We start from the raw sequence: 23,949 nt of genomic DNA on the forward strand, positions 1-23,949 counted from the left end.
CCTTATGTGGGGTCACGCGCCGGCGCGCCCCCTGGCTCCAAACAGACTTTTTGCGAGCAGAATGACCACCAGCACGACAACGCCGATCAGAACGATCGTCGCGCCGGGCCGCAGCCGGGCATAGTACGACAGAAACAAGCCCGAAACGGTGAACAGCAGTGCAAACACGATCGACCAAAGCACCGTTTTGCGGTAGCTTCTGGCGATCTGCATCGCGCAGGTGACGGGGATTACCATGAGGGAAGAGATGATCAGCGCACCGACAGTGCGGGCCGCTACCGAGACGGTAACGGCGGTCAGAATTGTAAAAATAAAGTTGACGGTCTTTACCGGAACACCGGCCAGCCGTGCGGTGCGCTCATCCAGGGTGATCAAAAACAGCTCCCGGTACAGCACCAGAAAGCATACCAGCACCGCCGCGCTGATGCAGCAGACGAGGATCAGCTCAAAGTCGCTGATGGCGACGATGCTGCCGAACAAAAAGCTGTTGAAGTTTGCGGCGCTTTTGACAAAGCTCGATAAAACACCGGCCAGCCCGACCCCGGCCGACAGGATGATGGCGATGGAAAGCTCGGAGTATTTGGGGATTTTTTTGCGGATGGCCTCAATGCTCAGCGCGGCGGCGATGCACGCCGCAACCGCGCCCAGGATCGGGTTGATCCCCAGCACCAGACCGGCTGCAACACCAGCGAGGCTGGTATGGGACAGCGCGTCGCCCATCATTGAAAGACGCTTTAACACCACAACAATGCCGATGCAGGGGACAGTGGCCGCCAGCAGGATGCCGACCAGAAAGGCCCGCTGCATAAACTCATAGTCCAAAATGGACACCAAAACCATTCCTTTCAGTGGGGAAGTCTCAAAAACGCAGGATGCCCGCCCTGACCGGACAAGCTGGCCAGAGCGGGAAGAGCGGCATGTTGCCGCTTAAACAGAATACGTTCGATTGGTTTGTTTTGGGGGAATGGGGTGCTTGTGCCGATGCTTCATCTCGTCCAGCAGCTGGGCGTGATTCAGTTCGACCAAAGAGCCGTCCTCCAGGCAGAGCACCCGGCTGACGGTATCCATCGCTCCGGCAATGTCGTGCGTAATCATAATAATGGTCAGGCCGGTTTCGCGGTTCAGACTCCCCAGCAGCTCATACAGAGACTGCACGGTCTGGGCATCCACCCCGGTGGTCGGCTCATCCAGAAGCATCATCCGCGGGCTTGCCGCCAGCACTCTGGCCAGCATTACCCGTTGTTGCTGCCCGCCCGAAAGCTCGCTGAGCATCCGCTTTGCGTACGGCAGCATATTCACCGATTCCAGCGCCTGGCGGGTCTGCTCGCGCTGGCGCTTTCCGCCAAGGCGCAGAAACCCGGTTTGGGAATACAGGTTCGCGCGCACGATTTCCTCCGCGGTGGCGGGGAAATTCTCGCTGGCCGCCGCACCGTTCTGCGGTACATAGCCGATCTTCGGCCAGTCGCGGAAGTGCGAAAGCGCCTGTCCGAACAGCGTGATTTCCCCCTGCTGGGGAGAAAGCTCGGCTAACAGCAGCTTCATCAGCGTGCTCTTGCCCGCGCCGTTTACGCCGATGATCGCCGCGAAATCGCCGCGCTTCAATGAAAAGCTGACATCGGATAGAATCGGCTGCGAGCCGTAGGCAAAGCTGAGATGTTTGACTTCAAGAATCGTGTCCATTCTGTTCGCTCTTTTCTATTGGCTTCCTGCCGGACCCGGCGGTAAATCAGCCGCCGTTTGCCTCGCGGATCGCCTCGAGGTTTTTCTCCATGATCGAGAAATAATCCAGCCCCTTGGCCTTGTTTTCATCGCTGAGCCCCTCTACGGGGTCCAGCACGGCGGTTTTGGCGCCGGTCGCTTTTGCGATGGTCTGCGCCACCTTCGGGTTTACCAGCTCTTCAAAAAAGATGGTGGTGATTTTGTGTTCCTTGGCGAACTCGATGATCTCCGCCATTCTGGCGGCATCCGGCTCGGAATCGGCGGAAAGCCCTTCGATCGCGACCTGATTCAGACCGTATTCCTTGCAAAGGTAGCCGAAAGCCTGGTGAGCAACGATCAGATCCTTATTTTTCAGCTCACCCGTCATTTTGCGGAACTGGCTGTCCAGCTCATCAGCTTGTGCCGAATATTTACTGTAGTTCGCCTCGTAGGTTTCCTGATTGGCGGGGTCGGCCTGCACGAACGCATTTTTGATGTTCTCCATCTCTTTCTTTGCGTTCAGCGGGCTGAGCCATACGTGCGGGTCGGTGGAGGATTCCTCCTCTTCGGCGCTTTCGCCGGCAGGACTTTCCTCGTCCTCATGCTCGCTCGCTCCCTCAAGCAGAGAAATCCCGGAAGAAGCCTCTACCGCAACAAGCTTGTCATTCTGCAGGGAGTCCAGCACGCTGTCCGCCCAATGCTCCATTCCCGCACCGTTATAAATAAAAATATTTGCATTTTCCAGTCCGACAATGTCGTTTGGCTGGGGCTCCCAGTCGTGCGGCTCCGTCCCCGGGGGAACCAGATTTGTCACTGTCACTTTATCTCCGCCGATTTTTTCGGCGAAATCCTGCATGGTGTAAAAGCTGGTGTAGACCGAAAGCTTTTGGCCTTCTTCCGCACCGGGTGCGCTTTCAACCGCAGAGCTTACAGAGCCCGTACCGCTGGCACAACCAGCCAGCAGCGCGGCGCAAAGCGCTGCGCTTACGAACCCCAGCATCCTTTTTTTCATGAAGTACCTCCTGCTGAAATCAATCGCAAATGAAATTCACTTGCATTTAGAATACGGCTATTATACCCCTCTCATCAGCAGGATGTCAAGAAAAAAAGCGGAAAAAGACATGAGAAAATACGGTGTGGATCGGCTTTACCGCTCGCAGGGGTAGCAAATTCCCCAGTCGGCCCGGATGGAATCCATCAGGCGCAAAATGCGGAGCGTTTCCGCGTGGGGCATTTCAGGGCACTCAGTCTGTCCGTGCTCAATGGCGTTTAGGCACGAGCGCACTTCATATTCCATACCGCTGATCTGCTCGGGGCGGCGGTAAATGCCGACAGAGCAGCGCTTTTCGTCAAACACCTCGATCTGCTCGGGGTTGTTCAGGTTGTCGATGATCAGAAAGCCCTTGCTGCCGTATACATACGCCCTGCGGTCGCTGACGGCCAGCATGGTGCCGCTGAGTACCGCGAGCTTCTGCCCGGGATGAATCAGGGACAGGCAGTTTTGAATGTCGATCCCGTCGGCAGAACGGATGACGCTGGTCGAAACGCTTTCCACCTCGGTGCCGAATACCAGCGCGTCCATCGTGAGCAGATATACGCCGATGTCGAGCAGCGCGCCGCCGCCAAGGGCAGGGTCTTTCAGCCGGGGGAGGGGTGCCAGCGCGCTCATGCTGGCCTGCATTAAAAACGGCTCGCCGATGGCGCCGTCCCGGAGCAATTCGCAAAGCTGTAGGGAAAGCGGCATATACCGCGTCCAGAGCGCCTCGGTGACAAGGAGTTTCTTCTCCGTCGCCTTGGCGAATACCTCCAGAGCTTCGCTCTCATTGATGGTGAAGGGCTTTTCGCACAGCACATGCTTCCCGTGTTCCAGACAAAGCAGGGCGTGTTCCCGGTGGCAGTTGTTCGGGGTGGCGATGTAGATCAGGTCGATGTCCGGGTCCTGGGCCAGAGCAAGATAAGAGCCGTAGGCTTTCGGCACGCCGTGCCGCTGTGCAAACGCGCGGGCCCGTTCCTCGTCCCGCGCCGCCGCCGCGAGCAGGCGGACCTCCGGCATACGGCTCAGGGTCAGGGCCATTTTTTCAGCGATGCCGCCGGTACCGAGAATTCCAATATTCCATTGGCGCATAGTTAAGTTCCTTTCTGCGCAAGGCTGTTGTAAGCCGCTTAACAATAAACGGTGTTTCGTTTTCCCGGGCTTAGCCGGGAAAGGATGGCTGCTTTGAAAGAAATCGTATTTTCATTATATCATGAAACATCAAGCAAGCTGACAAACACGTAAACCGCAGATTCTGAAACCACCAAACTGATGATTCAATGCTCTCTCAGGCATCGAAAGCTTTGCTTTCGCTAATGCCGTGAGGTTATTATATCATAAATGATAAGACAAGCTTCTGAAAATGCTGTCTAAGCTCTCATAAGTACTAAGCTGATGATTCAATGCGCTCTCAGCCGCCCGAAGTTTCGCTTCGGCTTTGCGGTGTGAGGTTATTATATCATAAATGATCCGACAAATTTATGAAAATTCCAGCCGGATTTCGGAATCAATCGGACGGATGATTTCATGCTCTTTCAGACGTCCGAAGCTTTGCTTTCGCTTATTATATAGGGATAAAAGACGCTTTGCAAGAATCGGATTTTCCCACCCGGAAATTTTCTCCATTTTCTTTTGGGGAATCACAGCGCAGGCGAAAAGAGGAGAAGCTGACCTTGTGAAATGAACGGTTGATTTGTGAATGATTGGATAAAAGAACATTAAAAAAACACATGTCCAATTGGTATTTGCATAAAAATTCTAGACAGAAACGAATTTCTCTACTATAATAGTAACATTAGAACGTCTTTTTTTAAACAAAGTATTGCTAATAAATCTCTTTTTTGTGTCGGTTTACCTCGGAAAAGCACCGGAAAAGCCCCTCTTTTCGATCTGCGGTGCGTCTTTTTATGCTTTAAAGACGGTGAAAGATTCAAAAATGCGGGACGCAGGGGAAAAAAATTCAAAAATGGAACGAAATTTTTAAAAAAGCACTGGACAAATAATGTCTAATGAGAGATAATAGATTTTGTAACAGGAATTGGATTCATATTGTGGGGAATGACTGTGCAATATGGGCTCCAGCCACATTTTTTTTCGGGATTGCTGCCTGGCGCTCCCGTCTTTTTGTTTGATTTGACACTTTTTTCGGGGGGAAGAACGCTGTTATTTTTCAAACAAAGACGGCCGCTTTTTTTGACGGAAGGGTAATGCTGTCCTGCAATTACCGGGAAGGCACGAACCGGCTGACCTGATTGACTGCGGTCAAAATCAAAATTATTGGAGGTTGACATCTAGGAATGAATTGGCACGCTGAAGCTCTAGAAAAAATTCAGGAAACCCTGAAAACGGACTTCAAGCTTGGTCTGACCACTGCGGAAGCGGATTCCCGCCTGCAGAAATATGGTCTAAATAAGCTGAACGAAAAGCCGCCCCGTACTTTCTTCCAGCGTTTTATGGATCAGATGAAGGATGTTATGATTATCATCCTGATGATCGCGGCGCTCATCTCTGTTGTTTTGAGTATTTACAACACAATGAACGGCCACGAGGCTGAGTGGATCGAGCCTATCGTTATCGTACTGATCGTCGTGCTCAACGGCGTGATGGGTGTCGTTCAGGAGAGTAAGGCGGAAGCTGCTCTGGAAGCGCTGAAAAACATGACGGCCCCCAATGCTAAGGTGCTCCGTGATGGTAAGATGCAGTCCATTCCTTCTGCTCATCTGGTTCCCGGCGACGTGATCGAACTGGAGGCAGGTGACTTTGTTCCCGCTGACTGCCGTTTGATCCGCAGCTCCAGCCTCAAGTGTGATGAAGCAGCTCTTACCGGTGAATCTGTTCCCGCAGATAAAGCAGCGACAGACGACATAAAAGAGGACGCTCCTCTGGGCGACCGCTTTAATATGGTACATTCCGGCTGCGCGGTTTCTTATGGTACGGCGAAGGCGCTTGTCATCGGCACCGGTATGGAAACCGAAATGGGCAAGATCGCCGCTCTGCTGGACGAAGAAGAGAAAGGCATGACCCCGCTGCAGCAGAAGCTGGCACAGCTTGGTAAATACCTTGGTATCCTCACTCTGGTGATCTGTGCGATCGTATTCGTTGTCGGTCTGGTTGACGTTGTCGGCCCGCTGGACGGCGAAGATGCGGTAGCCGGAATTCTTGAAATGTTTATGACGGCTGTTTCGCTGGCCGTTGCGGCAATCCCTGAAGGTCTGCCGGCGATCGTTACCATCGTGCTCGCTCTCGGCGTGCAGCGCATGGTTGAGAAAAACGCGATTGTCCGTCAGCTGCCCGCGGTTGAAACCCTGGGCTGCACCTCGGTCATTTGCTCCGATAAAACAGGTACCCTGACCCAGAACCGTATGACTCTGGTGAAGGCGTATACCGAAAAGCAGGGCGTTGTTCCGCTGGACGGCGATCTTTCTGAAGAGACCCTTTCTCTGCTGCGCCTTGGTACTCTGTGCACAGATGGTATTGTGCGCATTGAGGAGGATGGCACGGAGAAACATCTGGGCGACCCGACCGAAACCGCTATCGTAGCCTGCGCCATGCGCAACGATATTCACCGCGCAGAACTGGATTGCTCTGCACCCAGAATCGGCGAGGTTCCGTTTGACTCTGACCGTAAACTGATGACGACCGTCGTAAAAACCGACGGCAAGATCATTGTTATCGTCAAGGGCGCTCCGGATATTCTGTTCGGCCGCTGCACCTCCGGCGATATTGAGGCGGCGACCCACGCCAACGAACAGATGGCACAGGGAGCGCTGCGCGTTCTGGCAATCGGCAGCAAGGTGATCGATGAAGAGCCCCGGCAGTACACTGCCGAAGAGTTGGAAAAGGATTTGTCCCTCGTCGGCCTGGTCGGTATGATCGATCCGCCCAGACAGGAAGTAAAGTCCTCCATCGCCGAGTGCTACGACGCCGGCATCCAGACAATCATGATCACCGGCGACCATGTAGCGACGGCTTCCGCGATTGCGAAGGATCTGGGAATCCTGCGCGAGGGCGATCAGGCCATCACCGGCGCACAGCTGCAGGCGATGAGCGACGAAGAGCTGTCCGAGAATATCAAGCATTACAAGGTCTACGCCCGCGTTACTCCGTCGGATAAGATCCGCATCGTAAAGGCGTGGCAGAATGAAGACCAGGTTGTTGCCATGACCGGCGACGGCGTAAACGATGCCCCTGCCCTGAAAGCGGCGGATATCGGCTGCGCAATGGGTATTACCGGCACCGACGTAGCGAAGGGCGCTGCCGCCATGACCCTGACTGACGATAACTTCTCTACGATCGTTACGGCCGTCAAAGAAGGCCGCGGTATTTATGACAATATCCGCAAAGCGGTTCACTTCCTGCTGTCGTGTAACCTTGGCGAGGTCGTGACCGTATTTGTCGCGATGCTGCTGTGGAAGGAATCCCCGCTGATGCCCGTTCAGCTGCTGTGGATCAACCTCGTAACAGATAGCCTGCCGGCGCTTGCGCTGGGCATGGAGCCTGTTGAGTTCGACGTTATGAACCGTAAGCCGCGCTCCAAGTCCGAGAGCATTTTTGCCCACGGTGTAGGCGCTATGGCGATCGTTCAGGGCTTGATTATCGGTACGATCACGCTGGTTGCATACTATCTCGGCAGCCGCGTTATCACCCCGATCACCCCGAACGCACAGGGAATCGATATCGTACTGGGCGAGAGCATGGCGTTTGCCGTACTGGCAATCTCTCAGCTGATCCACGCGTTCAACATCCGTTCCAGCCATTCTCTGTTCAAGGTTGGTTTCTTTACCAACAAGTACATGAATGGTGCGTTCCTGGCGTCTCTGGCTTTGATGCTGGTGGTTCTGCTGGTACCGTCCCTCAACGACGTTTTCAATGTAGACTTTATGCATATGCAGGCGTGGTCGATCGTGATCGGTTTGGCCTTTGTACCGCTGGTAGCAGTGGAAATCATCAAGGCGATTCAGCATGCGTTTGTTAAAAAGAATTAAGCAGGATTCGTTTTAGTACAATAGAATCAAAGAGCCGGATTTCATTTGAAATCCGGCTCTTTTTGTAGCTTCAGCGCATAAAACCACCAGCTCTGCTGGTGGAATGAAACGCTTATAGCGGTTTTCGTTCTTTCGGAGCGAAGCGGAGAAACTGACAATTCCATTTACTGTCGTAGAACCTAAGGCTTACGAATATTACCCGTTCACGGGCCGTAGGGCGTGTAATGCGATTGACAGTATTTCGGTGCGTCTTGAGACGCGTGCCAGTACTATGCCCTTTCAGGGCTTGTGCAAACCACGCGTTCAACGCGTGGTCGCGTGGTTTTGATTTTATCTCTTTCGGAATTGAATTCTTTCTTTTCTCCTTAGGCTGGAAAGGAATAAAAAACCGTGAAAAGATTTTAAAAAAAGTATTCCAATAAAAATGGTTGGCGCACGCAAAAATATGCTATATAATAACCTCAGCAGGCTGAGCCTGTATGTGCTTTGCGGGGACGGCCGATAGCGAAAACAGCTTTCCTGTCGCGAAGGAAAGCGTTTTCATAATGGTGTCTTTATAATATAAGCAAAAGCAAGGTTTTCTATGCCAAATGGGGCACGGAACCATTGGCTAAGTGACTGCAAGAATTTAGATAGAAGTTTCGCAGGATTGCTTGATGATTTATGATATAATAATTTCACACCACAGGCCGAAAACAAAATTTTGAGCGGCTGAGAGAGTGTGGAATCATCGTTTTGCTGGTACCGAGCACCTGGGTGGAATTATTATCAGTATGTTTTATATTTTATGATATAATAAATCACACCGCAAAGCCGAAGCGAAGCTCCGGGCGGCTGAGAGAACATTAAATCATCCGCTTTGTGATTCCGGTTATTTGAGTGGTGTTTTATGAAGTTAGCTCCAAATTTATGATATAATGAAAATGATTCAATTCGCCCGCCAAGACGGAAGGAGTGGAAATGATGAAAGCGTTGATTACAGGCGCCAGCTCGGGAATCGGCCGCGATATGGCCAGAATTCTGAGCCGCCGGGGGTATGATCTGATTCTGGTAGCCCGCCGCAGAGAGCGGTTGGAGGAGCTGCAGCATCAGCTTCCTTCACAGGTAAAGATCATCTGTGCCGATTTGGGACAGGAACAAGCCTGCTTTGATCTGTACGAGCAGACCAAAGGGGAGAATATTGATATTCTGATCAACAATGCCGGCTTTGGCCTTTTTGGCTCCTTTGTAGAAACAGATCTGCATCGAGAGCTGGAACTGCTGGATGTCAATGTTCGCGCGGTGCATATCCTGACAAAGCTGTTCCTGCGCGATTTTCTCGATCGGGATTCGGGATATATCCTCAATGTGGCGTCGACTGCGGCGTTTTTGCCCGGTCCGCTGCTTTCCTCCTATTACGCGTCCAAAGCGTATGTGCTGCGGCTGACGCAGGCCATAGGGGAAGAGCTGCGCCGCCGGGGAAGCCATGTGTATATCGGGGCGCTCTGCCCCGGCCCGGTGAACACGGAGTTTGACCAGGTAGCGGATGTGCACTTCAGCGTTCGCAGCATGTCGAGCCAGCGCGTGGCGATGATCGCGATTCAGCAGATGTTCTCCCGCCAGCCGGTGATCATACCCGGCAGTACAATGAAAGCTGCGAAGGTATTGGTGCGGGCGATACCGGATGCGCTCCTGCTCCGGATCTCTTATCATTTGCAGAAGAGAAAGCAGGGGCCGAAATCGAATCAGGCTGAAAGGAGTGGCGCGCCTGCCGCGCCGAAACAGGAAGTATGAAAGCAAGAGTAGCACAAGAGGTGGTCTTACTGTACCGCCTGACAGAAGATACAGAGTTGGGGAAAAGTGCGATTGAGGCATTTTCCCGGGCAGGGATTCCCTGTCGGCATGTGGCGCAGGAGCAGCTGGGCGAGACCGTCGGCGCACTTGCGTCTGCGTCGCCTGAGGGGAAAAGCTACGATGGAGAGGTTCCCGAGCGCAGCGCGATGGTGTTTTCGGGCTTTACCTCTAACCGGCTGGATCAGGTGCTCAACCGCCTGCATTCGGTCGACCCGCGGAATCAGGCGATGAAGGCGGTGGTCACCGAAACAAACCGCACCTGGGCGTTTGGGGAGCTTTTGCACGAGCTGACCCGCGAGCGCGAGGCAATCCGCCGCCAGCTGCAGGAGCAGCAGGACAAAGCCAAGGCCGGGCAGGAACAGAGCGAATAAAACCAGAACGAAAAGCATTTTAAGGAGAACAATATGACGATTCTTTCGGTGAGAAAAGAGTCGAATTATGCGCAGACAGCCATCGCCTATTTTCAAAAGAATTGGGCAAGCGAAGAGAGCAAAATGGTATATGAAGATTGCATTCTGAACTGTCTCAATTCAGAATCCCCCTTACCACAATGGTATTTGCTCTATGATGGGGAAAAGCTGATTGGCTGTGCGGGAATGATTCCAAATGATTTTATCAGCAGGATGGATCTGTATCCATGGTTATGTGCCTTGTATATTGAGGAAGAGTACCGCGGTCATTCCTATGGCTCTTTGCTGATTGAGCAAATCAAAACGGATGCCGCAGAATTGGGGTACAAGCATTTATATCTTTGCACCGATCATGTAGGCTACTATGAGCATTACGGGTTTGAGTACATTGCGCAGGGGTACCATCCTTGGGGAGAAAGCGCAAGGATCTATCAGTGCGGACTATAACGGCCGTCGGTCTGTTGATACCATAAAAAATGGACAGAGCCGTGTAGAATTACCTCTTCTACACGGCTCTGTTTTCTTACTACTCTTTTATTTTACTTCAAAAACGCACGTAATTTTTAAGGCCGCAGAAAAGATGGAGCCGCTGCGGACGCAATCGGCTGCGGGCAGGCCAAATGATCGAGCAGAGCGCAGAGCTGCTGTTCGTCAAAAACACAGTAATCGGCGTTGTCGCGCGCGGCGGGCGCAATCGGACGCGATCCGCCAAAGCCAATCCCTACGCTGGCCAGATGCAGCATTTCGGCGTCGCTGGCGCCGTCGCCGACGGCCACAAGAGGAGTGGGGAAATGGCCGACAATCTCTTTTTTGTTCAGATAATAGGAAATCCGGTCTATGTATCCGTTTCTCGTGATGGTTTTGGAAGAAAAGCAGCGGCCTTCCATTTGAAGACGCTGCAGCAGCGTTTGTGTCCATACGTCAGGGTTTTCTGTTGCCAGAAAGCAGCGTTCGCGATGAGAGCGGATCCAGGCCACCAGGCGATCATTCAGAGCGAGCTCTCCGGCGATCTTTTGGGCGTCCTCCACAGGGATTTGGCGCAGCAGTTCAACCTGCAGCCGAAAGCTTTCTTCAAAGGGGAGCAGGCCGCGTCTGGCCTGCTCGGTAATCTCAGTCGATTTTTCTTCCATTCCGATCTGCCGTGCCAATAGCGGCAGCAGTTCTTCCTGAGTGACGGTTGAATCCAGATCAAATATAAAATAAGGTTCCTGCATGAACGAAAGTCCCTCCTACGGTTGATTCTTTCATTATAGCGGAAAGAAACGGCCGAGAAAAGCGAAATGCCAGAAGATACAGCTTTTAACATTATTTACAAGCCAAAACACCGGTTCGCTGGCTCTGGGGGCACTTTCAGGCAGTTTTTTCAAAATAAAATTCCGTAAAATACAGGTCACCTGACGCCGCTTTTTGGGCGCTGTTTTTGGGCCTGCGCAATTCCGGAAAGAAAGCTGGAAGAATTTACAGCTTGCAATGAGTTACAAAAGTGTTACAATTATGACAACTTATTACAAGCTTTTTCAAGGAGGTACATAGTATGAAACTACGTAAGTTATACGTCGCCGTATTAGCGGTTGCAATTGGTTCCACCGCTACAGTATCCGCGGTTGCTTACCAGCAGCAAGCCGTACCGACCTCGGGTGGAGTAAAATCCTGCCCCACCAGCACGGTTACAAAGAATACAAGCACACCTTCCAGTGCAGTAGAAAAGGCGGTCAGCCAGGCGCTCGCATCTGCCGGAAAGAGCACATCCTGCCCGCAGACCACAGTAAGCACCGCAGCCGCCAAGACTACCGCAGCGGCCAAGGCTTCCTCCGGTTCCTCTAACTGCAGCAACACTGCGGTGAAGGCACAGACCACCAGCACCTGCCCGACATCCTCCACGATTCCGGATCTCTCCGCTGTTTTGGATAAGGTCTCCTGCAAGCAGGCAGAAGCTGCAAAAACCACTACTGCCGGCAGCACGGTCAACGTGCCCAACTGCTTCCGTCAGCTGCTGGAGCGCTGCGGTGTTTCGGTGCCCGACAGCCTGACTTCTCAGAAGAACTGCGGCAACTCCGGCTCTTCTTCCAGCAGCAAGCCGTCCTCCAGCAAGCCTGCTGATTCTTCCAGCAGCCAGTCCACATCCAGCACGCCTTCTTCGAGCACTCCGGCTTCCAGCAAGCCCTCTTCCAGCACACCTGCCTCTAGTACACCTTCCTCCAGCCAGTCGAGCTCCAGCGCGGTTTCTTCCGCAAAGCCCTCCGACACGCTGACCTATGAGGAGCGCGTTGTTGAGCTGGTCAATCAGGAGCGTGCCAAGGTAGGCCTGAAGCCCCTGACCATGAACCTGAAACTGTCTGAGGTTGCAAGAGCAAAATCTCAGGATATGCACGATAAAAACTACTTCTCACACACCAGCCCCACCTACGGTTCTCCGTTTGACATGATGAAGCAGTTCGGGATTACCTACCGCACCGCGGGCGAGAACATCGCCATGGGCTACCGTACTCCTGAAGCCGTCATGGAAGGCTGGATGAATTCTCCCGGACACAAAGCCAACATTCTGAACAGCTCTTATACCGAGATCGGTGTGGGCTACGTTTCTGATGGCAGCTATTGGACTCAGGAGTTCATCGGCTGATTTTCGCCAAAGGTTCGATGACGGATCAGAACCGGCCGAATCCGGTACGGTTCGCCTGAGAAAGCAAAGAACAAGTTCATCCTTTTCAAATGATAGAGGCCGCGAAGATTTTCTTCGCGGCCTCTTTTGATCAATATACAATTGCGCCGTATTTGGCGGCGGTGCGTTCAATCAGCTCCAGGTCGATCTGACAGTTGGTGTCTACGATCAGCCGCCCCTGTACGTAGCGCAAAGCCGCCTCCAAAATTGTGCGGCTGTCTGTGTGCACGGCCAGTGGCAGGCGGGTGACAGAGCCGAATTGAGAGAGCAGCATCACGTCGTCCAGCGTGTTCAGTTCGATTAGTGCGGCGTTCACCTGCTCGTCGTCCAGATCGATCAAATCCTCCTCCAGAGCGATGGAGCATTCGATCGGTTCGCTCAGGGTGATGTCACTGCCAAGGAAAAAGGCTTCGGTCTCCGTTGCAGACGCGTAGCAGTCCGCGTCGGCGTAATCCGATTCAAAAGAAAACGGCTCCTGCGCGCATTGGTGCAGCGCGCGCCAATGTTCGGGGGTCTGGTCACCGCCGATGCCAAGCACCGGAACGCCGGCGCGCAGTAGGGCCCGTGCCTGGTCTGCAAACTCCTCTGGCGAGAGACCGTCGGAAGAGGGAATCGCGCACAGCGGAACCGATGCGTGAGGCATTACCTCCTTCAGCAGCGGGAGCATCTCGAGCGGAGACATCGAGCCACCGAGACCGATGGCCTCCACACCCATGGCCTGCAGGGTGATCACGGCGGGTAAAAGTGAGCCGCCGGTGAGCGTTTTGCCGCTTTCGTCCACCGAAAGCGTGACAAAGACCGGGAAATCGGAGGTGCGCGAAGCGAGTACCGCCGCCCGCATATCTGCCATGGAGGACTGGTTCTCGATCAGCACAAACTCCGCGCCGCTTTGCTCCAACACGCGGATCTGATCGCGGTAGCCGTTGTAAATGTCATCAAAGTCCGCCTGCCCATAAGGGGGCACAAACAGCCCGCTGCTGCCGACCCGGGCGCCTACCGGAACCCCGAAACGCTGTGCGGCGCTGCGGGTGATCTCCAGAAGCCCCGCGTTCAGCAGGCGCACCTGCTCGCGCAAAGCTTCGCGGTGGTCGGGGCAAAAGGCGTGAGAAAAGGCGGTGGGAGCACACAGACCGCCGATTCCGGCAGCAAGCCACTCCTCCTGCTTTTTCCGCAGAAGCTCACCGTTCTGAAGCAGCCATTGCTCTGCACTCAGATCGTCGCCGGCGGAAGAAACGTGAAAATCTTCCGCGGCAGGGCCGCCCAAAAGGAAGGGCAGCCTCCAAGGAACATTCATGATGACATCCTCCTGAAATTGATCCGAACTTTTATGGTAAAAAGCGCACCATAAAAATAAAATTTAAAATAGATATTTGTTTTTCAGCGTTACATCGATTCAGGCGCTGAAATTTTGAACATGGAAAGCACATTGCGAATCACGGTGGAAACCGCCGTGCAGAGAGCCAGACGTGCTGCCGTCAGGCTTTCCTCCTCGCCGCGCACGCGGCAGGTGTTGTAGAATTTGTGGAACAGCGTCGCCAGTGTGATCACATAGCGGTTGATGCGCGCCGGATCGTAATCCTTGGCCGCCTGCACGATCTCTTCCGTGAACGACGACAGATGCCGGATCAGCTCCAGCTCCTCGGGTGCGGTCAGCAGGGCCAGCTCGCTGTCGGTGCAGGCGCGCGGGGCGATGCCGTCGCCCTCCAGATTCCGCAGGATGCTGCAGATTCTGGCGTTGGCGTACTGCACATAGTATACGGGATTCTGGGAATCCTGCTGCACGGCCAGATCGAGATCGAATTCCATCTGCGAATTCGGCTCGCGCATATTAAACAGGAAGCGCGCCGCGTCTACGGGTACCTCGTCGAGCAGGTCGGCCAGCTGAATCGCCTTGCCGGTGCGCTTGCTCATGCGAACGACCTGACCGTCGCGGGTGAGCTTGACGAGCTGCATCAGCACAACGTCGAGCTGCTTGCCCGAAAGGCCGATGGCGTCGAGAGCACCTTTCAAACGGGCCACATGACCGTGATGGTCGGCGCCCCATACGTCGATGCACAGGTCGTAGCCGCGCTTTTCAATCTTGTTGCGGTGGTACGCGATGTCCGCCGCAAAATAGGTGGGGTTGCCGTTCTGACGGACGAGCACCTCATCCTTCTCCGCGCCGAAATCGGTGGCGCGGTACCACAGTGCGCCATCCTTTTCATACGTGAAGCCGCGCTGGGTCAGCAGATCGAGCGCTTCCTTCAGCTCGCCATTGTTGTGCAGCGTGCTTTCCAAAAACCACTGGTCATATTCGATCCGGTATTTTTTCAGGTCATCCTGCATCTTCTGAATGTTGCGGGGCAGTACATATTCCACCAGCTCGCTGCGGCGGGTTTCTTCATCGCACTGCATCAGCTTGTCGCCGAACGCATCTGCGTATAACTTCGCGTTATCCTTAATATCCTCGCCCTGATAGCCGTCTTCGGGGAATTCCACGGCATCCTCGCCCAAAAAGAGCTGCTGGTACCGTGCGGAAAGAGAGGAACCGAATTTTTCAATCTGATTGCCGGCGTCGTTGACGTAGAACTCGCGCCATACCTCAAAGCCCGCCATGTCCAGAACAGCGGCAAGGCAGTCGCCGAGCGCGCCGCCGCGGGCGTTGCCCATGTGCATGGGGCCGGTGGGGTTGGCGGAAACAAATTCCACCATCACACGCTTGCGCTTGCCGTAATCGCTGCGGCCGTAGTCGCTGCCCAGCGCGGTAACGTCCTTCAGCACATCCACATAAAAGCGGGAAGAGAAGAAGAAATTCAGAAAGCCCGGGCCGGCGATTTCAAAGCGGTCGAAATAGGTGCCGTCAAGCACCAGGTGCTTTGTGATCAGCTCGGCAATTTTGCGCGGGGGCAGACGGAACGCGCGGGCCGAGACCAGCGCGGCGTTGGCGGACCAGTCCCCGTGGGCGCGGTCGGCCGGGATTTCGAGCGTAAAGGCGGGCATCGGTTCTGCGGGCAGTTCTTCTGCGGCAACCGCGCGCCCCACGGCGTTCAGAATGGCTTCTCTCAGCTCATCAGTGGCTTGCTGTACTAGTTTCGACATCTTTCTGTTCTGCCTCCTTGATGGTTATCAGGATTTCATTGATGCTGGACAAATCCGCATTGATGTCCAGCGTATAATTCACGGCCAGCTCGCCGCCCTTGTCATGAAGGCGGGAATCCACTTCGCTGGTGAACACACCGACCAGCAGCGCGCCAAAGCCGGTATCGTACTGACACTGGTGGCGCTTCCCCTTTTCGAGGATCAGCCGGGTGTTTCCGCCGCCGCGCATCAGGGTAACGGTATTGCCGCCGTCTACCTTCAGCACAGAGGTGGTGGCCGCATTGTTGCGGTCCGGGTCGTATTCCTTATAGACGATAAAGCGGGTATCGCCCTTGGTCACGTAAGAGCCGAGCGTTGTGAGCGTTACTTCACCCACGTCATCGTCAATCTTCTGCCGGCCGACGATATTAATCCAATAATTTTCCCTCATGGAACGTCCTCTCCTTCCGGTATCCTCCGGCAAACCGGAAGTACCGCGGTTAGAAATACACTTTCTCAAACGCCAGCTGAATCAGGCGGTCCAGCAGCTCGGGGTAAGAAAGGCCGGAGGCCTCCCAGAGCTTCGGGTACATGCTGATGCTGGTGAAGCCCGGCAGGGTGTTCAGCTCGTTGAGCAGAACGGCGCCGTCACTCTTGCGAACGAAAAAGTCTACGCGCGCAAGACCGCTGCAGCCGAGCATGCGGTAAGCCCGCAGCGCGTTTTCTCGCACCTCTTCGGCGGTTTCCTCCGGAATGTGGGCTGGGATGAACAGCTTTGCCGCACCGTTTTTATATTTGTCGTCATAATCATAGAATTCCGCGCCGGAGGCGATTTCACCCACGATCGAGGCTTCGGGCCGCGAAAGGCCCAGAACGGCGCACTCCACCTCCTGCCCGACGATGGCCTCCTCCACGACGACCTTGATATCCTCGCGGGCCGCGCGCTGAATGGCGGCGTCCAGATCTTCGGGGCGGGTGACCTTGCTGACACCAACGGAAGAACCGGAGTTCGCGGGCTTTACGAATACGGGGTAACCAAGACGCGCTTCGATCTTCCCCCGGATCTTCTCCGCGCCGGTGAGGTAGTTATCGGTAAAGAACCACAGGTAATGCGCCTGGGGGATTCCGGCGGTTTCAAGCAGGCTGTTGGTGATCGCCTTATCCATGCATACCGCAGAAACGAGCGACGAGCAGCCGACAAACGGAATGCCCGCCATCTGCAGCAGACCCTGCAGCGTGCCATCCTCGCCGTTTTTGCCGTGCAGCACCGGGAACACCACATCCACGGGGATGGTTTCAAGGCCGGTTTCGGTCTGGGCCAGAATGCCGTGAACCGTGCGGTCGGGCGAAATGAAAGCGGGGCGGTTTGCGGGATTTTGTTCCCAGCTTCCGTCGGGCAGCTCGGCAGTCTCGCCGGAAAACAGCAGCCATCGGCCTTCCCTGGTAATTCCGACTGGAACGACGTCATATTTGTCCTGCGGGATATTTTGAATCACAGAGGCCGCCGAAACACGCGAGACCTCATGCTCGGTAGAGCAGCCGCCAAACAGAACGGCGACAGTTGTTTTTGACATGATATTCCCTCCGTATCCTTGCAAAATCGCGTGGCGCTCCGAATAGGTGCGTATGGTATTATGATACGCCGGCGGAAGCGCGGTTCATGCACTGCGGTAAGATACAATATTTCAAATATATATCATAGCACAAGTGGGGTGCGGGCGCAATGCGAAATTCGCGGGATTCGGGAGCGGCTTATTCCCGGTATTCGCCGCTCAGAATTTTGGGGATGCGCGACGCGGTAAAGGCGAGCAAAGCAAACCAGCTGAGGCAGATTAAAAAATATTGGGCCGCAAAAATCACGGCCATATCGCTGCTGGGGTAAGAAAACATCCGGTCAAACACCAAATCCGGTATTTTAGTGGCCAGCAGTAGCAGCAGGGCGATCAGAACATCACCCAATATTTTTTTCCAATGATAATAAATATGCTCTTTCATGTAGTTTCCTCACTTTCTGCAGATGCTTGTTATGTGGAACTAACACAGGCCTTCAGAACCGCACATTTTACAGCGCGGCTTCCGGGCTGTTTTCGGTGCTGCGGTATTTCCTGTTTTATTATCATTTATCATATCACGTATGGTCTGCTCCGTCTATCCGCCCGGATAAAACGGCGTTTGGCATCCCCGCTGAAATTTACAGACATGCCCTAGTGACAATCTGTGAAAAGTAGTGTATACTAAACTATGTATTTTCAAAGCAGAACCATCCACGGGCTGCGCCCGGGCGAATCATAAGCAGGAGTGATGATAGTTGGAACAAAAAGCATTTGACCTGATTGCCGAAAAGGTGCGTTCCGTTCTTTTGGAGCAAGGATTCGAAAGAAAGGGGGACGTGCGGGAGGAACAGGGACAAGCTGCGATATATCTCGGTGAGGATGCAGCATACAGTGTGCTGTATGAGCGCAAAGCAGGGCTGTTTCATCTGCGCACCTGTGGGGTAGCCGACGGCAAGCCGGACAACCAGTGGAAGAAGCTTTCCACATGGGCGTTTGACCCCGAATCCGACAGTGCGGCCTATGCGTCGAGCATTGCGGAGGATTTTGCGGAAACACTGGGCGGCAGCGACCGCAAGGCGCTGGTACGCCAGCAGAAAAAGAAAAAGAAAAAGGACGAGGACGCGGCGACTGATCCTCAGTTCCTCTTCAACCGTCTGGCCGGTATTTTCCCGGAGCTGCGCGCCGAGCTTGCGCAGGAGAAGGGAACCTACGAAGCCGTGCGCAGCGTTACTTTTACGCGCGAGCATGTGGTAGGCCGCGTAGAGCAGCTCGCCAAAGCCCATCCGGACAGCGAGCCTTTTAAAAAGCTGTGCAATGTTCTCAATGATATGTACAAGAACGGCGATATGGACGTTCGTTCGATCATTACCATTGTTCTGCTCAACGGGATCAACGACCAGCAGGCGCTTGAGAACCTGAGCAAAAACTTCAGCGAGGATCTTTCCAAGGTGTACGCCAAGGCCAAAGCGCTGAAAGGCAAGAAAGTCCGGCCCGAAAAGAAGAAAAAGAAGCCGAAGTACAGCGGCGAAATGCTCCAAACGCTGGATGATCATGTATAAGCATCAAAACCGGGTGTGCCCTGCCGCCGGCCGAGCGGTCGGGCAGGCGCGCTCCGCTTTTCAGTATGTGAAAAAAACAGTTGACCGCCGGATGAATCTATGTTACAATATATAATACCTCAATAAGGGGTTATTTTTTTGCGCCCTTTTAGAGGGAGGCCGTGGTCCTTTACGGATCCAATAATTTTCCGTGAAACGGGAGGTGCCGTCATGAGAGTAAAAGTCACATTAGCCTGCACAGAGTGCAAACAGCGTAACTATGACACAATGAAGAACAAGAAGAACGACCCGGACAGGCTTGAGATGAATAAGTACTGCAGATTCTGCAAGAAGCATACTGTTCATAAGGAAACGAAGTAAGTCGGAGGGAGAAAACAGATGGCTGAGAAGAAACCGAACGCTCTCGTCAGATTTGGCCAGGGCGCGGCAAAGTTTTTCCGCGACTGCAAAAGCGAACTCAAGAAGATTGTCTGGCCTACCCCGAAGTCGGTGTTTAAAAATACCGGCGTGGTTCTGGCAATGATTCTGATTATCGGCCTGTTCATTTTCGGCCTGGATACCGTTTTTATGAATCTGCTGGGACTGTTTATGAATATTGCGAAGTGAGTATGCGGAGGAAATAACTATGCCGGAAGACGTCAGGTGGTACGTGATTCATACCTATTCCGGGTATGAGAACAAAGTGGCATCCAACCTGGAAAAAACGGTGGAGAATCGTCAGCTTCAGGATTTGATTCAGGAAATCCGCGTTCCGACCGAGATGATTACAGAAATCAAGGACGGGAAAAAACGTGAAGTGGAGCGCAAGATTTACCCCAGCTATGTTTTGGTGAAGATGGCCCTGACCGATGAATCCTGGTATGTGGTTCGCAATATCCGCGGCTGTACCGGTTTTGTAGGCCCTACGTCCAAGCCGATCCCGCTTACCGATGAGGAAGTGGCTCGCATGGGTGTGGAGAAGAAAACCGTAGAGGTATCGTACCAGGTGGGCGACTCTGTCCATATTGTGGACGGCCCGCTGGAAGGATTTGTCGGTACAGTCGAAGAAGTGGATCTGGACAAAAACCGTGTTCGTGTCACGGTATCGATGTTCGGACGTGAGACCCCGGTAGAGCTTGAGCTTGATCAGGCGGAGCTGGTGTCTGAGTAAACAATTGGTATAATAAGCGGAACTTCCGCTCATTATGAGGGGCTTGCCCCTGTGGGAGGGACGGCGCAATCGCTGCTGTTCCGCCATCTACCACGAATTTTGGAGGTGCAACAAAATGGCTCAAAAGGTAACGGGCTTTATTAAGCTCCAGATACCCGCTGGCAAGGCAACCCCGGCTCCCCCGGTAGGTCCGGCTCTTGGTCAGCATGGTGTCAACATCATGGCATTTACAAAGGAATTCAATGAGCGCACAAAGAACGACGTTGGTCTGATCATCCCCGTGGTGATTACGGTTTACGCAGACCGTTCTTTCTCGTTCATTACCAAAACTCCGCCCGCCGCGATTCTCATCAAGAAGGCCTGCGGGATCGAGAGTGGTTCGGGTGTTCCGAACAAAACGAAAGTTGCAAAGATTACCCGTGAGCAGGTCAAGAAGATTGCGGAACAGAAGATGCCCGATCTGAATGCTTCCAGCGTAGAGTCTGCCATGAGCATGGTAGCGGGAACCGCTCGCAGCATGGGCATTGAAGTCGTAGATTGATCACCCGGGTGGGAGGAATAATCCGATTTTACCACTCAATAGGGAGGAAAACCAATGAAACACGGTAAGAAATATGTAGACGGTGCCAAACTGGTCGACCGCGCAAAGCTGTATGATCCCCAAGAAGCTCTGGAGCTGTGCGTAAAGACCGGCACCGCAAAGTTTGACGAAACAGTTGAAGTCCATGTAAAGCTGGGCGTAGACGGCCGCCATGCGGACCAGCAGGTTCGCGGTGCGATCGTTCTGCCGAACGGCACCGGCAAGCAGGTTCGCGTTCTGGCGATCTGCAAGGGCGACAATCAGAAGCTGGCTGAGGAAGCCGGTGCTGAGTTTGTCGGCGCGGAAGACATGGTTCAGAAGATCCAGGCTGAAAACTGGATGGATTTTGACGTACTGATCACCACACCCGACATGATGGGTCTGGTTGGCCGTCTTGGTAAGGTTCTGGGCCCGCGCGGCCTGATGCCGAACCCGAAGGCTGGTACCGTTACCCCCGATATCGCGAAAGCGGTAAAAGAGGCCAAGGCCGGTAAGATCGAGTACCGTCTCGATAAAACCAACATCATTCACTGCCCCATCGGCAAGGTTTCTTTCGGTACTGAAAAGCTGCAGGAGAACTTCTCCGCTCTGCTCGGCGCCATTGTAAAGGCTAAGCCCGCCGCTTCCAAGGGTCAGTATGTAAAATCCTGCGTTGTGGCTTCCACCATGGGCCCCGGCGTCAGAATCAACCCAAGCAAGGTTGGCGGAATGTAATTTTCTGCCGTACTTGCCTGAACGGTTTTTTCTTGACAAGCTTTCCTAAAAATGATATAGTATGTAAAGCTGTTCTTTATCCAAAGACAGCAGGTGCGTATGCTTAATGGAACCGTTCTTTCGGTTTCGGCCTGCCGAGGAAAGAGCCGTTCACTTTATTTGTCTAGTGATTAGTCAAGTGACGCCTTTCCTGCGCCTGCAGGAAAGGCTTTTTTATTGGAATACGCACGATTCCTTTGGATCGATGGAGGTGAATACATTTGCCAAGTGAGAAGATTTTAGCGGAAAAGCAGCAGTATGTTGCGGAACTGAAAGAAAGCCTCAAGTCCGCTTGCGTCGGTGTGATCGTCAGCTATAAGGGCATCACAGTGGCGGAGGACACCAAGCTCAGAAAAGATCTGCGTGAGGCTGGCGATACCTACCGCGTGGTAAAGAACACCCTGTTGTCCCGTGCGCTGAAAGACGCAGGGATCGAGGGTCTGGATCAGGTACTGGAAGGCACAACCGCAATTGCTTACAGCAATGATAACTATGTATCCGGTGCAAAGATTCTGTCTGCGTTTGCAGATAAGAGCAAGACTTTTGAGATCAAAGCGGGTTTTGTTGACGGCGGCGCCGTTGATGCTGCTGCGGTCAAAGAGCTGGCGGAGCTGCCCTCGAAAGAGGTTCTGGTTGCGAAGGCTCTGGGCGGCCTGAATGCCCCCATCACCGGTTTCGTCACTGTGCTGAACGGAACCATGAAAGGCCTCGTCGTCGCGCTCAACGCGATCGCCGAGAAGCAGGCTGCGAATGCCTGATTTCTAAAAATTATTTAAATTTTGATTTGGAGGTTTCATCATGTCTGATAAAGTTGTTAAGTTGATTGAAGATGTTAAGGCTCTGACCGTTCTCGAGCTGTCCGAGCTCGTTAAGGCTCTGGAAGAGGAGTTCGGCGTTTCCGCTGCTGCTCCGGTTGCTGTTGCTGCTGCTCCGGCTGCTGCCGCTGCTCCGGCTGCTGAAGAGAAGACCGAGTTTGACGTTGTGCTGAAGGCTGCCGGCGCCAACAAGATCCAGGTTATCAAGGTTGTTCGCGAGATCACCGGCCTGGGCCTGAAGGAAGCGAAAGAGCTCGTTGACGGCGCTCCCAAGAACGTAAAAGAGGGTGCTTCCAAGGACGACGCTGAGGCTATCAAAGCAAAGCTGACCGAGGCTGGCGCAGAAGTCGAAGTGAAATAAGTTTTTTCATAATCAAAAGGATGCTGTGGATTTTCCGCGGCATCCTTTTTTCTTATGTTCAATGGAGATTCAGCTTTCCTTTTCTCGGAAAAATTTTACAAAATGGTTGACAATAACGGGATGGCCTGCTAGGGTTAGGGGAGAAACTTTGGCAGTGTTTTCAGAGCGATCTCTGTTTCAAAACAGCCGGAGTGTGGGGAATAAAGCATCAAAAATCATGATTACAAAGGGAGTGAAGCCATGTCGGCTAGGTATATGAAAAAATCAATAAGAGTGAGCAGGCTTTGGATCTTGATCTGCGTTGTGCTGGCTCTGGTTGTGGGGACGATCGCATACTTTTGGGTGACACAGGGACGTTTTCCCCTGGCCCCGGCAGCATCTCAGGCGGGGAGCGAACCGGTCAGCTCTCAGCAGAACAGCACTGCGGGGATTTCCTCCGCTTTGGAGTCCTCTGCCTCTGCGAATTCCGGGAGCTCGTCTTCCGCAGTGATGAACGCGCTGACTTACACCAACAAGGAATATGGCTTTACCTTTGCTCTGCCGCAGGATTTTGAGGGATACACCATCCTGAACGAAGAGTGGGAGGGGACCGACATCAAGAATACCGCCAGCAAGGCGCGGGTGTTTAAGGGCCCGCAGATTACCATCCGTGATCCGCGGTGGACCAGCCAGGTTCCGCGTCAGGATATCCCGATCATGATTTTGACGGTGGATCAGTGGAACCAGCTTCAGAACGGAGAATTCTCCATCGGAGCGGCGCCGGTCAATCCCAGCGAGCTGGGCCAGAATTCCAAATATGTCTTTGCGCTGCCCGCCCGGTATAACTATGCGTTCCCAGAGGGCTACGAAGAGGTGCAGACCATTCTGGATGGCAGCCCTCTTGCTGCCTTTGAGCCCACTTCGAAGAAATAGGCTTCATTTCATTCAAGAATCTGGTGAAAGGGGGCTGGTTTTATGAACGATTTCAAATGGGAGCCCGTTTCTGTAAACCATGCGGAAGAGTTGCTGGCCCTGTGGGGAGACAGCGATGTCATCCGTTACACTGCGATTCCGGCCCCCTGTTCATTGGAGCAGATACGCAGCAGAATTGATTCCCTGTCTGCTTTTGACGTGTTTGTGATTCGGATGGAAGGCGAGGCAATGGGCGTTGTTGGCTGTATCCGCATGGATGGGCCGGAAGAACGGTATGGAGTTTTTTACCAGCTGAAAAAGATTTTCTGGGGAAAAGGGCTTGCGACTCGCGCGGTGGAGCAGCTGCTGATGAAAATGAAGGAAAAATCCCCGTCCGCCGTTTTTTACGCGGATGTTGTTGCCGATAATATTGCCAGCGAAAAAATATTGCAGCACTTCCATTTTCAGTGCATTTCCGTTAAGGAAGACGGATTTGAACGGGATGGTATCAAGCGGGCCGTGCGAAAGTATAAACTATAATGAGAAAGTGCAGAAGAACTGCTTTCTGCACAATGAAAACAGAGAGGCCAAACCCATTTGGGTTGGCCTCTC

Annotated in this window: 25 protein-coding genes and 1 other annotated feature; of the genes, 15 read left to right on the top strand and 10 right to left on the bottom strand. The window is 53.5% G+C overall.

Going from position 1 to position 23,949, the window contains the following annotated elements; all coding sequences use genetic code 11:
- Positions 1–12 precede the first annotated feature (12 nt).
- The 4 genes from TY09_RS05720 to TY09_RS05735 all read right to left on the bottom strand — a co-directional run bounded on the left by TY09_RS05720 (position 13) and on the right by TY09_RS05735 (position 3,823).
- On the bottom strand, positions 13–840 hold the full coding sequence (locus tag TY09_RS05720) for a metal ABC transporter permease (RefSeq protein ID WP_042431867.1): 828 nt from the start codon (positions 838–840) through the stop codon (positions 13–15).
- A gap of 87 nt (positions 841–927) precedes the next feature.
- Positions 928–1,680: a metal ABC transporter ATP-binding protein gene (locus tag TY09_RS05725; RefSeq protein WP_042431869.1), complete on the bottom strand. Its 753-nt coding sequence runs from the start codon at positions 1,678–1,680 to the stop codon at positions 928–930.
- A 46-nt stretch (positions 1,681–1,726) separates the two neighbouring features.
- The gene (locus tag TY09_RS05730) at positions 1,727–2,710 is read right to left on the bottom strand and encodes a metal ABC transporter substrate-binding protein (RefSeq protein WP_042431871.1); all 984 of its coding nucleotides are present in this window, start codon (positions 2,708–2,710) and stop codon (positions 1,727–1,729) included.
- A 135-nt stretch (positions 2,711–2,845) separates the two neighbouring features.
- On the bottom strand, positions 2,846–3,823 hold the full coding sequence (locus tag TY09_RS05735; RefSeq protein ID WP_042431873.1) for a Gfo/Idh/MocA family protein: 978 nt from the start codon (positions 3,821–3,823) through the stop codon (positions 2,846–2,848).
- 1,205 nt (positions 3,824–5,028) lie between these two features.
- On the opposite strand from TY09_RS05735, the gene TY09_RS05745 reads away from it, so the two are divergent.
- The 4 genes from TY09_RS05745 to TY09_RS05760 all read left to right on the top strand — a co-directional run bounded on the left by TY09_RS05745 (position 5,029) and on the right by TY09_RS05760 (position 10,406).
- Positions 5,029–7,716, top strand: a complete 2,688-nt coding sequence (locus tag TY09_RS05745; protein WP_042431877.1) for a calcium-translocating P-type ATPase, PMCA-type — start codon at positions 5,029–5,031, stop codon at positions 7,714–7,716.
- 963 nt (positions 7,717–8,679) lie between these two features.
- Positions 8,680–9,489, top strand: a complete 810-nt coding sequence (locus tag TY09_RS05750) for an SDR family NAD(P)-dependent oxidoreductase (protein ID WP_042431878.1) — start codon at positions 8,680–8,682, stop codon at positions 9,487–9,489.
- The gene (locus TY09_RS05755; protein ID WP_035316418.1) at positions 9,486–9,920 is read left to right on the top strand and encodes a DUF3783 domain-containing protein; all 435 of its coding nucleotides are present in this window, start codon (positions 9,486–9,488) and stop codon (positions 9,918–9,920) included. Before TY09_RS05750 ends, TY09_RS05755 begins: the two co-directional genes overlap by 4 nt.
- 33 nt (positions 9,921–9,953) lie before the next feature.
- Positions 9,954–10,406, top strand: a complete 453-nt coding sequence (locus TY09_RS05760) for a GNAT family N-acetyltransferase (protein ID WP_042431879.1) — start codon at positions 9,954–9,956, stop codon at positions 10,404–10,406.
- 116 nt (positions 10,407–10,522) lie between these two features.
- Here TY09_RS05760 and TY09_RS05765 read toward each other — a convergent pair whose 3' ends face one another.
- Positions 10,523–11,173, bottom strand: coding sequence for an HAD-IB family phosphatase (locus tag TY09_RS05765; protein ID WP_042431881.1), 651 nt, complete (start codon positions 11,171–11,173; stop codon positions 10,523–10,525).
- A gap of 320 nt (positions 11,174–11,493) precedes the next feature.
- Here TY09_RS05765 and TY09_RS05770 point away from each other — a divergent pair, with 320 nt between their 5' ends.
- A complete protein-coding gene (locus tag TY09_RS05770; RefSeq protein WP_042431883.1) occupies positions 11,494–12,579 on the top strand; it encodes a CAP domain-containing protein in 1,086 nt (361 codons plus the stop codon).
- 130 nt (positions 12,580–12,709) lie between these two features.
- Here the strand turns inward: TY09_RS05770 and TY09_RS05775 are convergent, their stop codons facing one another.
- The 5 genes from TY09_RS05775 to TY09_RS05795 all read right to left on the bottom strand — a co-directional run bounded on the left by TY09_RS05775 (position 12,710) and on the right by TY09_RS05795 (position 17,670).
- Entirely contained in the window at positions 12,710–13,912 is a 1,203-nt protein-coding gene (locus TY09_RS05775; RefSeq protein ID WP_042431885.1) for a homocysteine S-methyltransferase family protein, read from the bottom strand.
- Between the two features lie 89 nt (positions 13,913–14,001).
- On the bottom strand, positions 14,002–15,696 hold the full coding sequence (gene argS, locus TY09_RS05780) for an arginine--tRNA ligase (protein ID WP_042431887.1): 1,695 nt from the start codon (positions 15,694–15,696) through the stop codon (positions 14,002–14,004).
- Entirely contained in the window at positions 15,668–16,126 is a 459-nt protein-coding gene (locus tag TY09_RS05785; protein ID WP_009060598.1) for a YwiB family protein, read from the bottom strand. The genes argS and TY09_RS05785 overlap by 29 nt, the downstream gene beginning before the upstream one ends.
- A gap of 49 nt (positions 16,127–16,175) precedes the next feature.
- Positions 16,176–17,249, bottom strand: coding sequence for a D-alanine--D-alanine ligase family protein (locus TY09_RS05790; RefSeq protein WP_009060659.1), 1,074 nt, complete (start codon positions 17,247–17,249; stop codon positions 16,176–16,178).
- Positions 17,250–17,427: 178 nt separating this feature from the next.
- Positions 17,428–17,670: a hypothetical protein gene (locus tag TY09_RS05795; protein ID WP_042431889.1), complete on the bottom strand. Its 243-nt coding sequence runs from the start codon at positions 17,668–17,670 to the stop codon at positions 17,428–17,430.
- Positions 17,671–17,983: 313 nt separating this feature from the next.
- Here TY09_RS05795 and TY09_RS05800 point away from each other — a divergent pair, with 313 nt between their 5' ends.
- The 10 genes from TY09_RS05800 (at position 17,984) to TY09_RS05845 (ending at position 23,877) form a co-directional block, all read left to right on the top strand.
- Positions 17,984–18,787, top strand: coding sequence for a DUF7674 family protein (locus TY09_RS05800; protein ID WP_042431891.1), 804 nt, complete (start codon positions 17,984–17,986; stop codon positions 18,785–18,787).
- A gap of 210 nt (positions 18,788–18,997) precedes the next feature.
- Positions 18,998–19,147, top strand: coding sequence for a 50S ribosomal protein L33 (rpmG, locus tag TY09_RS05805; RefSeq protein ID WP_009060563.1), 150 nt, complete (start codon positions 18,998–19,000; stop codon positions 19,145–19,147).
- Between the two features lie 18 nt (positions 19,148–19,165).
- Positions 19,166–19,393, top strand: coding sequence for a preprotein translocase subunit SecE (gene secE, locus TY09_RS05810; RefSeq protein WP_009060583.1), 228 nt, complete (start codon positions 19,166–19,168; stop codon positions 19,391–19,393).
- 19 nt (positions 19,394–19,412) lie between these two features.
- The gene (gene nusG, locus TY09_RS05815; protein WP_009060682.1) at positions 19,413–19,937 is read left to right on the top strand and encodes a transcription termination/antitermination protein NusG; all 525 of its coding nucleotides are present in this window, start codon (positions 19,413–19,415) and stop codon (positions 19,935–19,937) included.
- Positions 19,938–20,052: 115 nt separating this feature from the next.
- Positions 20,053–20,478: a 50S ribosomal protein L11 gene (gene rplK / locus TY09_RS05820; RefSeq protein ID WP_009060576.1), complete on the top strand. Its 426-nt coding sequence runs from the start codon at positions 20,053–20,055 to the stop codon at positions 20,476–20,478.
- Positions 20,479–20,532: 54 nt separating this feature from the next.
- Complete coding sequence (gene rplA / locus TY09_RS05825; RefSeq protein ID WP_009060726.1) at positions 20,533–21,231, top strand: 50S ribosomal protein L1; 699 nt, start codon at positions 20,533–20,535, stop codon at positions 21,229–21,231.
- Positions 21,232–21,293: 62 nt separating this feature from the next.
- Positions 21,294–21,455, top strand: a sequence feature (ribosomal protein L10 leader region).
- A 36-nt stretch (positions 21,456–21,491) separates the two neighbouring features.
- Positions 21,492–22,028 carry a 50S ribosomal protein L10 gene (gene rplJ, locus TY09_RS05830; protein WP_009060565.1) on the top strand — a complete coding sequence of 179 codons (537 nt, stop codon included), beginning with the start codon at positions 21,492–21,494 and terminating at the stop codon, positions 22,026–22,028.
- A 40-nt stretch (positions 22,029–22,068) separates the two neighbouring features.
- Positions 22,069–22,446, top strand: coding sequence for a 50S ribosomal protein L7/L12 (rplL, locus tag TY09_RS05835; RefSeq protein ID WP_009060700.1), 378 nt, complete (start codon positions 22,069–22,071; stop codon positions 22,444–22,446).
- Between the two features lie 291 nt (positions 22,447–22,737).
- Positions 22,738–23,358 carry a hypothetical protein gene (locus tag TY09_RS05840; RefSeq protein WP_042431894.1) on the top strand — a complete coding sequence of 207 codons (621 nt, stop codon included), beginning with the start codon at positions 22,738–22,740 and terminating at the stop codon, positions 23,356–23,358.
- Between the two features lie 42 nt (positions 23,359–23,400).
- Positions 23,401–23,877 carry a GNAT family N-acetyltransferase gene (locus tag TY09_RS05845; protein WP_042431896.1) on the top strand — a complete coding sequence of 159 codons (477 nt, stop codon included), beginning with the start codon at positions 23,401–23,403 and terminating at the stop codon, positions 23,875–23,877.
- Positions 23,878–23,949 lie beyond the last annotated feature (72 nt).

Source organism: Faecalispora jeddahensis (assembly GCF_000577335.1).
Taxonomy (GTDB): domain Bacteria; phylum Bacillota; class Clostridia; order Oscillospirales; family Acutalibacteraceae; genus Faecalispora; species Faecalispora jeddahensis.